The organism is Methanobacterium sp. BRmetb2, assembly GCA_003491285.1.
Lineage (GTDB): Archaea > Methanobacteriota > Methanobacteria > Methanobacteriales > Methanobacteriaceae > UBA117.
The window spans coordinates 182,766-197,246 of sequence record CP022705.1; the positions used below are offsets into that span (position 1 = coordinate 182,766).

14 protein-coding genes are annotated in these 14,481 nt (G+C 32.6%); 4 read left to right on the top strand and 10 right to left on the bottom strand.

Annotated elements, in window-relative coordinates; all coding sequences use genetic code 11:
• Nucleotides 1-285 precede the first annotated feature (285 nt).
• From CIT01_00835 to CIT01_00855, 5 genes are all read right to left on the bottom strand, one after another.
• Nucleotides 286-1,461 carry a peptidase U32 gene (locus CIT01_00835; protein AXV36846.1) on the bottom strand — a complete coding sequence of 392 codons (1,176 nt, stop codon included), beginning with the start codon at nt 1,459-1,461 and terminating at the stop codon, nt 286-288.
• Nucleotides 1,462-1,624: 163 nt separating this feature from the next.
• A complete protein-coding gene (gene purF, locus CIT01_00840) occupies nt 1,625-3,031 on the bottom strand; it encodes an amidophosphoribosyltransferase (protein ID AXV36847.1) in 1,407 nt (468 codons plus the stop codon).
• 240 nt (nt 3,032-3,271) lie between these two features.
• Nucleotides 3,272-4,162, bottom strand: a complete 891-nt coding sequence (locus CIT01_00845; protein ID AXV36848.1) for a topoisomerase — start codon at nt 4,160-4,162, stop codon at nt 3,272-3,274.
• Nucleotides 4,163-4,345, bottom strand: coding sequence for a 50S ribosomal protein L37e (locus tag CIT01_00850; GenBank protein AXV36849.1), 183 nt, complete (start codon nt 4,343-4,345; stop codon nt 4,163-4,165).
• Nucleotides 4,346-4,449: 104 nt separating this feature from the next.
• Nucleotides 4,450-4,686 (bottom strand): RNA-binding protein, encoded by a 237-nt coding sequence (locus CIT01_00855; GenBank protein ID AXV36850.1) that lies wholly within the window; start codon nt 4,684-4,686, stop codon nt 4,450-4,452.
• A gap of 88 nt (nt 4,687-4,774) precedes the next feature.
• Here CIT01_00855 and CIT01_00860 point away from each other — a divergent pair, with 88 nt between their 5' ends.
• Complete coding sequence (locus CIT01_00860) at nt 4,775-5,251, top strand: RNA-binding protein (protein ID AXV36851.1); 477 nt, start codon at nt 4,775-4,777, stop codon at nt 5,249-5,251.
• 82 nt (nt 5,252-5,333) lie between these two features.
• Nucleotides 5,334-6,020 carry a creatinine amidohydrolase gene (locus tag CIT01_00865; GenBank protein AXV36852.1) on the top strand — a complete coding sequence of 229 codons (687 nt, stop codon included), beginning with the start codon at nt 5,334-5,336 and terminating at the stop codon, nt 6,018-6,020.
• 37 nt (nt 6,021-6,057) lie between these two features.
• Here the strand turns inward: CIT01_00865 and CIT01_00870 are convergent, their stop codons facing one another.
• The 5 genes from CIT01_00870 to CIT01_00890 all read right to left on the bottom strand — a co-directional run bounded on the left by CIT01_00870 (nt 6,058) and on the right by CIT01_00890 (nt 12,126).
• A complete protein-coding gene (locus CIT01_00870; GenBank protein AXV36853.1) occupies nt 6,058-8,553 on the bottom strand; it encodes a DEAD/DEAH box helicase in 2,496 nt (831 codons plus the stop codon).
• A 128-nt stretch (nt 8,554-8,681) separates the two neighbouring features.
• Nucleotides 8,682-10,340: an AMP-binding protein gene (locus CIT01_00875; GenBank protein ID AXV36854.1), complete on the bottom strand. Its 1,659-nt coding sequence runs from the start codon at nt 10,338-10,340 to the stop codon at nt 8,682-8,684.
• A gap of 84 nt (nt 10,341-10,424) precedes the next feature.
• Nucleotides 10,425-10,832, bottom strand: a complete 408-nt coding sequence (locus tag CIT01_00880; protein ID AXV36855.1) for a thioesterase — start codon at nt 10,830-10,832, stop codon at nt 10,425-10,427.
• A 75-nt stretch (nt 10,833-10,907) separates the two neighbouring features.
• The gene (locus CIT01_00885; GenBank protein AXV36856.1) at nt 10,908-11,486 is read right to left on the bottom strand and encodes a DNA-binding protein; all 579 of its coding nucleotides are present in this window, start codon (nt 11,484-11,486) and stop codon (nt 10,908-10,910) included.
• A 349-nt stretch (nt 11,487-11,835) separates the two neighbouring features.
• Nucleotides 11,836-12,126 carry a hypothetical protein gene (locus CIT01_00890; GenBank protein ID AXV36857.1) on the bottom strand — a complete coding sequence of 97 codons (291 nt, stop codon included), beginning with the start codon at nt 12,124-12,126 and terminating at the stop codon, nt 11,836-11,838.
• Between the two features lie 546 nt (nt 12,127-12,672).
• On the opposite strand from CIT01_00890, the gene CIT01_00895 reads away from it, so the two are divergent.
• Nucleotides 12,673-13,902, top strand: a complete 1,230-nt coding sequence (locus CIT01_00895) for an ammonia channel protein (GenBank protein ID AXV36858.1) — start codon at nt 12,673-12,675, stop codon at nt 13,900-13,902.
• A gap of 70 nt (nt 13,903-13,972) precedes the next feature.
• Nucleotides 13,973-14,311: a transcriptional regulator gene (locus CIT01_00900; protein AXV36859.1), complete on the top strand. Its 339-nt coding sequence runs from the start codon at nt 13,973-13,975 to the stop codon at nt 14,309-14,311.
• Nucleotides 14,312-14,481 lie beyond the last annotated feature (170 nt).

A 14,481-nucleotide genomic window follows, 5' to 3' on the forward strand; every position in this document is an offset into this window, starting at 1 on the left:
TTTAACCCTTGTTTTATTTACTTTAATGGATTTTTTATTTATAAAAAGTTTTATTATATACTCTCCATGTTCAACTGATTATCTTAAAAAGTTATGTGACTATCAATTCCCTTAGTTCTAATAAATATAATTGCTCTTGTAGGTACTTTTAAAAAATTAATTAGAATAAATTTAGATTTAAAATTAGGTAAAATTCATTTCCTTTCTTTATTTTTCTAAAATAAACGTTATTTTAGAAATTATACGTTAATACAAAAAAATTGATAATTTTTGGTTTTTAATTTTTCATTTCCTTAATATCCTTTTATAAACCACATCATTAGGTCTAACCTTATTTTTAACTAATATTCCAACATTTTGACCCTTTTCTGCTTTTTCAATGTTTTTACCGTCAATTTGCATTGATACATTTTTTTGTATCAATGATCCTGTTGTAGTGCCTTGAATTATAATCTCATCACCAACTTTCAAACTATCCCAAAACCGGATTTCTGCTGCAGAAACATCTTTATAATAATTACAGACTGTTCCAATATCTTTTTTAATATAAGTAGCCTCATTATACTTGCTGGTTTTATAAGGTTTTTTAAAGTAAAATCCAGTGTCAAAACCTCGATTAAAAACTTTTTTGAGATCGTCTACCCATCGTTCATTAAATTCCCAATTTCCAGTTTCATATTTATCAATAGCTTCCCGGTAAACTTTGGTTACTGTTGCAACATAATCTGCAGGTCTGGCTCTTCCTTCAATTTTGAATGCATCGATACCCGCCCCAATAAGTTCAGGTGTATGCTCAATCATGCACAAGTCTTTAGGACTGAAAAAGTGAGTTAACTTTTCATTACCCTCAATTATAACTTCCTTTGAATCCTTGGATAATAATTTCCATTCACTTCTGCACGGTTGGAGGCATTCACCACAATTTGCATTTTTATCATAAAAATAGGAGCTTAAAAAACATCGGCCAGATACTGCCATACACATAGCTCCGTGCACAAAAACTTCTATTTCAAGATTTGTTTTAGATTTGATGTTTTTAATCTCTTCTAATGATAGTTCCCTAGATAAAACTGCTCTTTTAACTCCATACTCTTTTAGGAAATTTAGAGATTCACTGTTGGATAAATTAGACTGTACACTCATATGTACATCTATACTGTTTTCCTTAGCAATTTTTAAAGCCCCTAAATCGGATAAAATTACTGCATCAACTTTATAAGAGTTTAAAATAGGAAATAGCTCATTTAAAGATTCAATATCACTGTCTTTCATTATAGTATTGGTGCAAACGTACAATTTTACACCATGATCATGACATAGATTGACTGCATTTTTAATGTCGTCCATCTTAAAATTTGCAACGTTAGCCCGCATGTTATATCCATCTATTCCTATATAAACTGAATCTGCCCCATTAGAAAGAGCAGCGTTTAAAGATGCAAAATCTCGGGATGGTGCCATTAATTCAACGATTTTAATCACCACTTGAAAAATAAATGAAATTAAAGTATTAAAGAAGTTTGTATAGTTAATTTAGAAAATCAATCATTATATAATTATTTTAAAACTGGTAAAATTTTTCAAAGAATTCGTTTTTAACTACCTATTAATATTTATTAAAAAATTAAGGACAACAACGGTTTGCCTCATATTTTTTTATATCTTTAGGTAACGCAGTAGGATATTCTCCAGTTAAACATCCCAAACACAGGTCTTCGCCATCAAGACCAATACATTCAATTAAAGATTCTTTACTCAAATATCCTAAGGAATCAACACCTAATGTTTTCCTAATCTTTTCTACTTCCTTGTTAGATGCAATTAATTCCTTTTTTGTGGCCATAGCAATTCCATAATAGCAGGGCGATATTATAGGAGGACATCCTATTCTTAGATGTATTTCTTTAACACCAGTCTCCTTTAAAACATCAACCAGAGCTTTTGAAGTGGTGCCTCGCACAATACTGTCATCTACCAGCACAATTTTTTTGCCTTCCAGTTCAGATTTGATAGGATTCATTTTCAATTTCACAGAAGTTTCTCTTTCTTCCTGGGTGGGCATGATAAATGTACGTCCAATGTAACGGTTTTTGATAAGTCCTTCTCCATATCCCAATCCCGATGCGCGAGAATAACCAATAGCTGCTGTAATTGCAGAATCCGGCACCGGCATTACCACATCTGCATCAACTCCATGTTCTTTAAATAGGGCTTCTCCTATTTTTAATCGAACTTGATAAACAGATCGTCCGTCCAGTATACTGTCCGGCCGTGCAAAATAAACGTATTCAAACATACAATGAGCCCTTCTAACTTTATGAGGTGTATGAATCTTAAAACTAGTTATTTCATTATTAATAACCAGTATCTCCCCTGGTTTAATATCACGCACATAATCAGCACCAACAACATCAAAAGCGACAGTTTCCGATGCTACCATGATACTATCACGGGTTTTGCCCAAGGATAATGGTTTTATACCTACTGGATCCCTTACCACAATCAGTTGCTGGTTAAAAAGAATGACCAGTGAATATGAACCAATTAATTTGCTGGAAATATTCTGTATAGATCTAATTATATCTTCCGTTTTAGAATATTCTCTTCTTAAAAGGTGAGTTATTACTTCAGAATCTGTTGTGGAACAGAAATAATGTCCCTTTTCTATTAATTCTTCTCTAAGTTCCATAGAGTTAATTATGTCACCATTATGTGCTACTGCAATTTGATGTTGGTCAAATTCTGTGTAAAATGGTTGGGAATTTTCTATCAGTGATTTACCAGTAGTAGAATATCTGACATGCCCAATCCCCACATTACCATCCAAACCTTCTATATTACCATTGTTAAACACATCGCAAACCAGCCCCATACCACGATAAGTGCACATTTCTTTTCCATTATGGGCAGATATACCTGCTGATTCCTGGCCTCTGTGTTGAAGTGAGTAAAGGCCATAATAAATATTTCTAGACACGTTATTAGCTTTGTTGTGAGAATATACTCCTACAATACCACATTTATCCTGCAATTTAAGATTCTCCCATATACGTAAAATGATTTTTTTTATTATTAAATATAGTAATCAAAAGTTTTACAGTTTTTAAATTATTTAAAAAGATTTAACATTAATATTATAACAATTATTCAACTAGATTAGATATACTCAAATTATAACAATTATAGACCAAATTCGAAGATTTTTTACAATTATTACACATTTTATTATTAACTTTGTGATTAAATTAGTTTAACAAATCTTAAAAATTAACTAGGATTCCCAAATATGCTGGTAACCTGAATCTTTATTTGAATTATCCTCTGAATTATCTTCCTTTGAATCATAAAAAATTAAAGCAGTGCGAACAATTTTAAGCCATTCTATAGCCTTTTCTTTAGAAACTGCCCCAACACAACCTTGACCTACAATAATTTTATCTGGTTTAAACTGATTGGTAGCAAAATAAATTTGATCTTCATCTTCCAATTCTTCATCAAAAACTTCTTTCCATAAATCTTCTAAATAAAAAAGTTCAAAAAGAGGTTTGGTTCGGATTTTTTCAATTTCTTTATTTACTTTATCATATTTATGTTCAATGTTCTCTGATTTTTCCTTGAAAAGGGCCAGTTCTTCGGTTAATTCTTCGTTTACTTCTAAAAGTTCTCGGGATTTAACTGATAATTCCTGATTTTCAGATTGTAGAACATCGTTTTCATCATAAATATTACTTAATTTTTCTTTCAAATCAACTATTTTATCTTCAAGTTTTCTAATTCGTGAGATATTAGTTATTGATGTTAGACCCGCCCTTATTATGGCATTTTTGATCTCATCACGTATAATAGAAGGATCAATGTATTCAACGTCATGACCAAAGGGAAATTTCATTCTTTCCACATGGCCCACTTCATCTTTTAAAAGTTTCTGGAACTTATCAGCCAGTTCCCGGCCAGGTCCATCAACATCAGTTGCAATTAAAACAAGATCTGCTCCTTTTACAGCCCTTTTTGCTATTTCGGAGCTAGTAGTAGGAATTATGGAGGAGATAGTTATGTGGTATTCTGCTCCTAGAGCCACGTTCTGCATGGCTTTGGAAACACTTTCCACATCCGATGCTCCTTCCACGATTATCCTTACATCTATAGGACTTTTATTATCCATCTATTTCAACCTATATCCTGAAATTTTCTTATTTTGCCAGCTGTATCTTCTGATTCGGCTGGATCTTCCAAATCCGCATGCTGCACAGTATTTCTTTCTGGCATGGTATGCGTTTTTACCACATCTTCTACATCTGATGTGGGTCTTTTTATTCCTCTTACCAAATGAGGGTGTACCTTTCATTATTATCCTCCTTATAAAATTGATATTTGTTGTTTATACAGTTTTAGAGTTAATACATCTTATTTATCTAATTATTCGTAAATGTTTTAGACTTATATACCTATTTAAGGTGATATGTAGACTATATTATCTCCTCTTATAAGCACAGTTCCTAAACGTCTGGTTGATTCACCGTTTTCGATTTCTTCAGCGTCATTCAATACTAAATTCATATGCAGGTCAAAACTCTTTAAAATCCCTCTGAATTCTCTTTCACCTTTAAGTTTTATGAGAACGGGGGAGTTTAAGGATTTACCTAATGCATCAAGTGGTCTTTGTACATTCACTTTTTGTGCATTCACATTATCACCTATCCTATACCTTCAATGTTGGTGGGATTTATATTTAAATGTAACGATGATAATTATATAAGAGTATAGGTGTTTCAAATTGAAAATCAGAAAAAGATATTATCTGAAAAAAAAGAAACTGAAAGAATTACAAAAAAAACTAGGGGAATATGCTAAATTAATCCCTGCAAAGAGTAAGGTTGAGGAAATAGAAACCGATATTTACCAATTCATACTGGTTGACGGAGAACCGCTAATTATTATGTTAGAGGGAGAACCATTACCCACCCTAAAAGCAGCATTAAAATTAGATATTATCCAGGATTACGCGGTAGTAGATATGGGTGCTGTAAAATTTATGACTAAAGGTGCTGATGTCATGAGCCCCGGCATTGTGGATGCCGATAAAAACTTAAAGGAAGGAGATATTGTATTTGTTGTGGATGAACAGCACAAAAAGCCCCTGGCCATTGGCCGATGTCTAATATCTGGTGAGGAAATGATTGAAAATGATAAGGGCAAAGCTATAAAAACCATACACTATATTGGCGATAAAATATGGGATTTTAAAGTATAAAAAATAGATTTTATTAATATTGAACACTTAACTTAAAATTATAATTTGAGATTAATCATAATCTAAAATATTACGTGATCAAATGGTAAAACTCAGATATTCGTCAGGAAATATTATCTCACCAGAAGTGCACAAAGTTGGAGTTCTGGCAATTGGTTCACACCTTGAAAATCATGGGGCATGTTTACCTATAGATACTGATGCTAAGATTGCCTCTTACTTGGCACTTCAAGCAGCTTTAAGAACTGGTGCAAAATTCTTAGGAGTTTTGTATGCTGCTACAGAATATGATTACGTCAAACACGGCAAACACATTAAACCCCAAGAGTTGGTGGAAAAGAGATTAATACCTACACTTGCATCGGCTAAAAAATGTCTTGAACTGGAAAAAATAGTTCTGGTAAACGGCCATGGTGGAAATCGTCCCCTATTCCCATATATTTCTGAAATTGAAAAAAAGCTTGAATTGACCATAAAAGTAAATAATAAAATAGTAGAAATTGAAGGACCCCACGCAGGGACCGGAGAACTATCCATAGGCGATGTTTTAGGCCTGGTTGATAAATCAAAATTAGAAAAACACTGCGATTTTGATAAATATCCTGAAGTGGGAATGGTAGGACTGAAAGATGCTAGAATTGCAGATAAAGGAATAGATCAAGGAGCAAAACTAGTTGAATCCCAAAAGGTAAGTATTGATATAAATTACGGTGAAAAACTCCTCCAAACAGCCTTAAAAGATATCATCAAAGATATTGAAAACATTTAAATTCTTTTAATTATCTGAGATCATCCTTTTCCACGAATTAATATCCTTTTTCTATGGTTTTAATAAGTTTTGAAGTTTGTTTAACTATTTTATAATATTTAAAGGCTCTGGCAATTCTTCTTATAGCTTCCAATTTCCTTATAAGATTATCCATCCAGGAAAATATATCCCCTGCATATGCATGTATCTGGTAGTTTTTAAGGAGAATTTTACTGATGTCCACTGGATCCTTGTTTTGGGACCGGTACTTGATAATCCTCCGGGAGAGTTCCATCTGGAAACACGTGCAGAAGGGACGGTCTTTGCATTTACACGATAAAAATTCCATCTGCAAATTTATAAGCGCGTCTTGGAGAGCCGGATCCAGTTTAGAAATATTTTCCGCTGATGAGATTATGTCCAATGTTGAATCAGCAAACAATCTGGTGGAAAGATTAACTTTTAGAACCTTACTTAGTTTTTTATGAACCCGGTTTGATAAATAAACATTTTCAAAAGGTTCCAGGGTCAAGGCCATTTCCAAGGGAGTAATCTTTTTTAAATTTTTTCGGATGTACTCTGCATCTTCCTGATTTAAAAATGAAGTGGAAACAGCTCTTCCATAACTTGTGACATTGAAATTGCCGTTTTCTGTTATTAACTTATAATCAATGAGTAGATCAATAGCCGTGTCCAGATTTAAGGGTAGATCTATACTTTTATATGTTTTCTTGAGATCAGTAATATTTCTAACATTTCCTGTACATATATCAGCTAGTACCTGTTCTATAACATCGTCCTCTGAATAATGTACATCTACCTCTTCCACATCACTATCTAATAGATCAATGGCCACGGCCTCTTCTGCTTCATCTTCGAATATTCGACCAATCTCGGGAAGTAAATATACTTTACCTATATCGTGGTAGGTGGGTCTTCCTGCCCTTCCCAGCATCTGTGAAAATTCATTGGGTGATAACCACTTATTCCCCATGGTAATGCTTTCAAATATAACCTGTGATGCAGGAAAATCCACTCCTGCAGCAAGTGCAGCGGTTGTAACCACAGTAGATATTTTTTGTTTTAGGTAATCTTTTTCAATATTATTTTTTTTAGAATAGGAAAGTCCAGCATGATATGCTGCGGCACTAACACCTCTTTTAGTTAAATAATCCGATATTGAATGTGTTTTTCTTCTAGAATTAGTGAATATTATGGTTTGTCCGTGGAATCCTTTCTTTGAAATGTTTTTGTATTCTGATCTGGCTATTCTGACCATAATATCTAATTTATCATATTCAGAACGGGTAAAAATTAGATGACGCTCCAATGGCACTGGACGTTCACCATACTCCACCAACTTCATTCCAAATTCCGTGGCTATCTCCTTCGGATTTTTAACAGTAGCAGATAGTCCTATTATCTGCAAATTTTTAAAAAGGGATTTTAATCTCTGTATTAAACCGTTTAGTCGGGGACCTCTTTCAGGATCGTCCAGCATGTGTATCTCATCAATTACCACTACTCCTAGATCTTTGAGATCATCTGCTCTTCCTGATCGAAGTTGAAAGTCTATACCTTCGTAGGTACCAACCACTATATCTGAATTTTTTACCTCATCATCTCCAAGAGAAATTTCTTCTTTGGCTTTTATTCGGCTCATACCCACCTTAATTGATACATTTAAATCCAGTTTACTGTATCTACTTTTAAAATCCCTATATTTCTGGTTGGCCAGGGCCACTAATGGCGTTAAAAATAGAAATTTCTTTTTATTCATTGCCCGGGGAACTCCAGCAATTTCCCCAATCAGTGTTTTTCCACTGGCTGTGGCTGATACTACAAGTAAATTTTCACCATCTAAAAGACCTTTCTCCATTGCCATCTGCTGAACTGGTAATAAATATTTTCCATTAGATTTAATGATATCTTTAAATTTTTCAGGAATATTCAGTTGGGCTATAGCCATTTTTGGCTTTTTATTTCCTTTCACTTCAATTTTATCGTATAGGGTGAGATCAGAATTTTTTACAGGGTCAAAATTAGGATTTAACACACTTAAAACTTTATTAACATCATAGGTGCTGTCCAGTATCCTTTTAAAATTTTTGAAAGTACTTAAATCAAAATCTCTATAATTTAATTCTCTTTTTACTTCTTGTTCCGCACAAATTCTGCAGATATGGTCATTATGAAACTGGTAGGATGAATCTCTTTTTATTATAGTTATATATCCATCCATAATGCAGTGATTACAGATAAGAGTTCTCTTATAATTGATATTCATCTCATTTAATAATTCTTCGGTTTGAGAATCACTACCTAATAAAAAAACAGTTTGATTTTTTAGAATTTTGGCTGCTTCACTGGGAGGAAATACTGCTTCTTTATCATCTTTTTTAACATGAAACCTGTGAATTTTTATCCGGCCGTTAACATTTTTCAATTTAATGTAACCATAAAACAAAGGTTTTCTACGGGAATTTAGTGCCCCTTTTGCACTTCCTATAGGGTACAACTCCAGTATATTTTTTTTCTTCCTTAAAATTATCATTATAGTTCCTTAATTTAATTTTAGTAATTAATGTTTAAATTTGTTAAATAAAAAATTTATTAATTAAAACTCGAAAAAGCATTGGAATGAGTACTAAAAAGAAAAATAATATAATTATGAGTAATTTCCTAAATTGGTTCTTCATTTTGTTCTTTTTTTTCAAGAAGTTCCACTGCTAAATCTCTTAATTTAAATTTTTGTACTTTTCCACTGGCAGTTAATGGAAATTCGTCCACTAAAAAGACATGTTTTGGTACTTTGTAACGGGCTATTTTGGTTATGGCATAATCTCTTATGTCTTCTTCAGTTAGATCTGATTCATCATCCACTATAACAAAGGCACCTACAATTTCTCCATACTTTTCATCAGGTATTCCCACTACTTGAACATCCTTAACCCCATCCATGGTGTGTATAAATTCCTCAATTTCCCGGGGATAAATATTTTCTCCTCCACGGATAATCATGTCTTTAATACGGCCCACAATAGAATAATATCCATCATCATCACAAACAGCCAGATCACCACTGTGAAGCCAACCATCTTTATCAATAGCCTCCTTGGTCATTTCAGGCATTTTATAGTATCCTTTCATCACATTATATCCACGGCAACATACTTCTCCTGTTTGATTCGGCCCTAATGTTTCACCAGTATCAGGATCTACAATTTTAACCTCAATATGTGGTAAAGGGGTTCCAACTGTATTGACCCTCTTTTCTACTGAATCATCCACACTGGTTTGTATAAATACTGGAGATGCTTCCGTTAATCCGTAAGCAATGGTTATTTCATCACAATGCATGTCCGACATGACTTTTTTCATGGCTTCTATAGGACAGGGAGATCCAGCCATTATACCGGTACGTAGACTGGAAAAATCAAACATTTCAAACATGGGATGCGAAAATTCTGCAATGAACATTGTCGGAACACCATACAATGCAGTACATTTCTCTTTTTGTACTGCAGCAAGAACCAGTAATGGATCAAATTGTTCTACCATAACCATGGTTGCGCCATGGGTTAAAATTGCAAGCACTCCTAATACAATACCAAAGCAGTGGAATAAGGGAACTGGTAAACATACTCGGTCAATTTCACTGAATCTCTGTCTCTCACCAATGTAAAAACCATTATTTAAAACATTTTTATGAGTAAGCATTACTCCTTTTGGAAAACCCGTGGTCCCAGATGTATATTGCATGTTTACTACATCATCACATTCAACGGACTCTTTGATTTTGATTAATTCCTCATCTTTGCTGTGTTTTCCCAGTAACATTAATTCATTGGTATTATACATTCCCCTATGTTTTTCTTGACCCACATATATTACACTTTCAAGATAAGGGAATTTTTTACTGTTTAAATTACCTCTGCTATGGGTTTTTAACTCAGGGACGAGTTCATAAACTGTTTGAACATAATCAACATCTCTAAATCCATCAATTATGGCCAGAGCTTTCATGTCTGATTGTTCCAGGACGTAAGCAAGTTCATGGCTTTTATAGGCAGTATTTACCGTTATCAAAACTACACCTAATTTTGCCGTGGCAAACATGAATGTAAGCCAATCTGGAACATTTTTAGCCCATATTCCCACATGATCTCCCTTAGAAATCCCAATAGAGAGCAGTCCCTTAGCTAACATGTTTACTCTTTCATTAAATTCCTGGTATGAAAATCTAAGATTTCGGTCAGGATAAACCATAAAATCCCTGTCTGGATCTTTTTTTACCATTTTTTCTAAGAATTCCCCTATTGTATCGTTAATTAAATCCATGTCCATAACATCCTTTATACATATTGATATGTAGGTTTTTATCGTTAAAATTTCATTTAATATATTATTTCATCCAATCAGACATCATACTTGTTCTGGTATCAGATGTTCCTCTAATTGTTTTTTTATAGATTCTGGTATGGGCATCGATTTCTCTTCCAGAAAATTATAATGAACTATAACTGCTTTTCCTTTTGCTTTTAACTCTCCATTTTGCCATGCTTCATGTCCTATAGTAAATGAAGTGTTACCAATCCTGGTGATGTAACTGCGAATTTCCACATCAGTCCCATAGTACATCTGCCCCACAAAGTCAAATTCTGTTCTAACCATTATCAACTTCCATTTTTCATAACTTAAATCCAAATCTGGTGTGAACATTCGAAATATAGGATTTCTAGCTTTTTCAAACCATATTGCCAGAACTGTGTTATTAACATGTTTAAGTCCGTCTATATCTCCAAATCGTGGTGTTACTGTTATATTAAACATTTCTATTTCCTCTATTAATCAATTTAAAATAAGTATTTTTTAACAATAAAGGGTATATTTATCCCTATCTCTCATTTAAAATGGAGTGTAAACCACTGCCAATATTTTTGCGTCTTTTTCGCCATATGCATGAAGATCATGAGGTATTATCGAGTCGTAATAAATACTATCCCCTTTTGAAAGTAAATACCTTTCAGTACCATATAAAATTTCTATCTTACCATCCATTATATATACAAATTCTTCTCCTTCATGGGATGATAATTTATAATCTTGGTTATCTGGTGGATGAACATCTATTATAAATGGTTCCATGTGCCGGTCTTGTTTTCCTGAAGCTAAAGCATAAAATTCTAGTTTACTCTGATCTGGATGGTTTTCTTTCCCAGAAAATAGGATTATATTTTCATATTGACCAGATTTAGAAACTACTGGCCCTGTTTGTGGTGCATCATCTAAGAATGTTCCAAGTCTTACGCCTAATGCTCTAGCAATTTTTATTAAAGGAGTTAGTGAAGGTATAAGTTCTCCATTTTCTATACTATCTAATTCCTCAATACTGATATTGCTGGCCTTGGATAGATCTTCTAATGACATCTGATTATTTTCTCTTATCTGTCTAATTTTTGATCCTAGCTGATTCTTTTCTGACATTCCCAATCACCTTATTAAAGTTTATATTTCCTATTTAGGTATTTAAATTATTTTAAACCATTAAAAAAGTATTATAAATAAAATTATATTGATATTAGATTAGTGTTCCATATGTATTATGGGGTTAATATAATTAAGTTTTCTTTTTAATCATATACCTATGTCTATAATTAAGATATAATAAGGCAAAAATCTTAATCAAACTACAACCAGGTATGGAAAAATCTGGATCTATTATGAACATATTATAATTTATATAAGATAAAGTAAAAACATGTTAAAAATAGATTAGGGTGATTTAATTAGAAAAACCATAAAATGAGTAATATTTTAGTCTAAGAAATCATGGTCAGGTTATATTTTCAATAACTCGATTGTTACCTCCACTAGTGTTATTAGTGGTGGTGTTGTTGGTGTTGTTGATTGGTTGTGGTACTACCTTTTCTATGTATACTGGTTCGAAAGAAGGATCGTTAATGACCATAACCTTTTCTTGCTCTTCAAATGCAAGGGAACTGGGAATAATATCATTTAAAGAAAAGTTATCAGAAGTTAAAACATTGGTAACAGATCCTATTCCAAACGCAATTAATGCTATGGATAGAACAATAAATAATTTGCCTTTCTTCCTTGAAATCATTTTTATCTCTCGATATCATTTAAATTTTATTTAAAATTTAATTAAGTGAATTTTTGTATTTGGAATTAGTTGTTGAAATACTATTTGTATTTACTAATAAATAAGTTTATAATTCTTCTAATTTTATATTTTTTGTATAATCATGGTTAAATTTTTATCATAATAATAAATAAGAGATAATTCTGATTTTATATCTTTTATATTAAACTATAGATTTTTCTAACAGACAATAATTGTTTATACATATTATAAATTTTTCCGATTACCACAAAGGTTATATCTGAGTTTGATAGAAAGTTAGATCGGAATTAGGTTTCCTATATCCTACTAGAAATAAAATGGGATATGGTTAACTAAGTATGCCGGAAAAAGGATTCCTATATCCTTTAAGGAGGTAGATCATAAAACATTCAAATTTTCAAAAAAAATCGCTAAATAATCCCAATAAATAATAAAAGTTCAATTAACGCCATTTACCTATTTGATATTTTTCTATTACATTAATAATTAAAATACAAGAACAAAATAAATATATGGAGGAATAATATGGTTGCAATTTTAAATTCAGGCGATACAGCCTGGATGTTAATATCAACAGCATTGGTTATCTTGATGACGATACCAGGTTTGGCATTATTTTACGGAGGTTTAACTAAAAGAGAAAATGTATTAAATACTATATTTCTTTCACTAGTCACATTTGCAGTGGTAAGTATACTATGGTTTGTATTTGGATATGATCTAGCATTTGGTGCAGATACCTGGGGAATTATTGGTGCCTTAAAAAATCCATTTTTTAATAGTGTTTTAGAATCAAAAAATTTAGCAGCACTGGCCCCTACAATACCTGAAAGTCTTTTTGCTGTATTTCAGATGACATTTGCTGCAATAACCGTTGCTCTTATATCTGGAGCTATTGTAGAGCGAATGAAATTTTCTGCATGGTTAACCTTCATACCTATTTGGCTACTTGTTGTATATTTACCAATAGCTCACTGGGTATGGGGTGGAGGATGGCTAGCCCAACTGGGTGTTTTAGACTTTGCCGGAGGTACAGTTGTCCATGTTAATTGTGGTTTGGCTGCCTTAGCATTAGTTATGTTATTGGGTGTTAGAAAAGATGTTAAACTATTACCACACCACTTAGGATACTCAGTCATAGGTTTAGGATTACTTTGGTTTGGTTGGTTTGGTTTTAACGCAGGATCTGCATTAGGAGCAACTGATCTAGCTGTTTCTGCTTTTATTGTGACAAATACATCAGCAGCAGTAGGTATGTTAGCCTGGATGTTAATGGATAAACTTGAAACTGGTAAACCAACTTTACTTGGTGCCCTTTCTGGTGCAGTTGCAGGATTAGCTGCAATAACTCCCGCCGCAGGATATGTAAATATAACATCAGCTATGGTTATTGGTTTTGTAGCTGCAATTTTAGGATACTATGCCGTTTCTCACCTGAAACCTCGCTTTGGTTATGATGATGCATTAGATGTATTTGGGATCCACGGCGTTTCAGGTATATGTGGAACTATAGCCGCAGGAATATTTGCCAGTCCCCTCATAAATAGTGCAATCACTGGTGGACTTTTATATGGAAATTTAACACAATTAGGTGTCCAAATTTTAGCGGTTGCAGTAATTGGGACATATGCATTTGTCATGACTTATATAATCGGAAAAATAATCGATAAAACTATTGGATTACGTGTTTCTGAAAATCATGAAATACAAGGACTGGATATAAATCTCCATGAGGAATCCGGTTACAGACTCTAAACCAATCTATAAATACTAAGACTATAAAAATATTAGATTTAAGGGAATTAATAGATTAGGAAGTACAATTATGAAAAGAATTATCGCAATTATAAGACCTGAAAAATTAGAGAATGTTAAAGAGGCACTTGAAAAAATTGGATGTCACGGTTTAACAGTGAAAGATGTCAAAGGAAGAGGTGCCCAACTGGGTATAACAGAGAGCTATAGGGGATATGACTACAAAGTTGATTTACTTCCAAAAACTGAAATTGAAATTGTAGCTAAAGATTCAGAAGTAGATAATATACTGGAAACTATTATAGTTAAAGCTCGGACTGGTGATATAGGTGATGGTAAAATATTTATCTCCCCAGTTGAGGAAGTTGTAAGAATAAGGACAGGAGAAAAAGGAGAAAAAGCTATATAATCCTTTTTCTTAATTTTTTTTCGAATTATAGATTAATTTTTAAAGATTTTATTTAATTATATTATATCTAAAAAAATATTGTTTTAAAATGTTCACATATCATATTTATTTAGTGAAACATTTAGTAGTTATTCTAAATTTTTCTAATTTTGTAGCAATAATTTGAGTAA

Bases quoted from the DNA above. Each gene is read 5' to 3' on its own strand.
- CIT01_00900 (AXV36859.1), top strand. From the start codon at position 13,973: ATGAAAAGAATTATCGCAATTATAAGACCTGAAAAATTAGAGAATGTT.
- CIT01_00895 (AXV36858.1), top strand. From the start codon at position 12,673: ATGGTTGCAATTTTAAATTCAGGCGATACAGCCTGGATGTTAATATCA.
- CIT01_00835 (AXV36846.1), bottom strand. From the start codon at position 1,461: ATGGCACCATCCCGAGATTTTGCATCTTTAAACGCTGCTCTTTCTAAT.
- CIT01_00865 (AXV36852.1), top strand. From the start codon at position 5,334: ATGGTAAAACTCAGATATTCGTCAGGAAATATTATCTCACCAGAAGTG.
- CIT01_00880 (AXV36855.1), bottom strand. From the start codon at position 10,832: ATGTTTAATATAACAGTAACACCACGATTTGGAGATATAGACGGACTT.
- CIT01_00845 (AXV36848.1), bottom strand. From the start codon at position 4,162: ATGGATAATAAAAGTCCTATAGATGTAAGGATAATCGTGGAAGGAGCA.
- CIT01_00850 (AXV36849.1), bottom strand. From the start codon at position 4,345: ATGAAAGGTACACCCTCATTTGGTAAGAGGAATAAAAAGACCCACATC.
- CIT01_00885 (AXV36856.1), bottom strand. From the start codon at position 11,486: ATGTCAGAAAAGAATCAGCTAGGATCAAAAATTAGACAGATAAGAGAA.
- CIT01_00890 (AXV36857.1), bottom strand. From the start codon at position 12,126: ATGATTTCAAGGAAGAAAGGCAAATTATTTATTGTTCTATCCATAGCA.
- CIT01_00875 (AXV36854.1), bottom strand. From the start codon at position 10,340: ATGGATTTAATTAACGATACAATAGGGGAATTCTTAGAAAAAATGGTA.
- CIT01_00870 (AXV36853.1), bottom strand. From the start codon at position 8,553: ATGATAATTTTAAGGAAGAAAAAAAATATACTGGAGTTGTACCCTATA.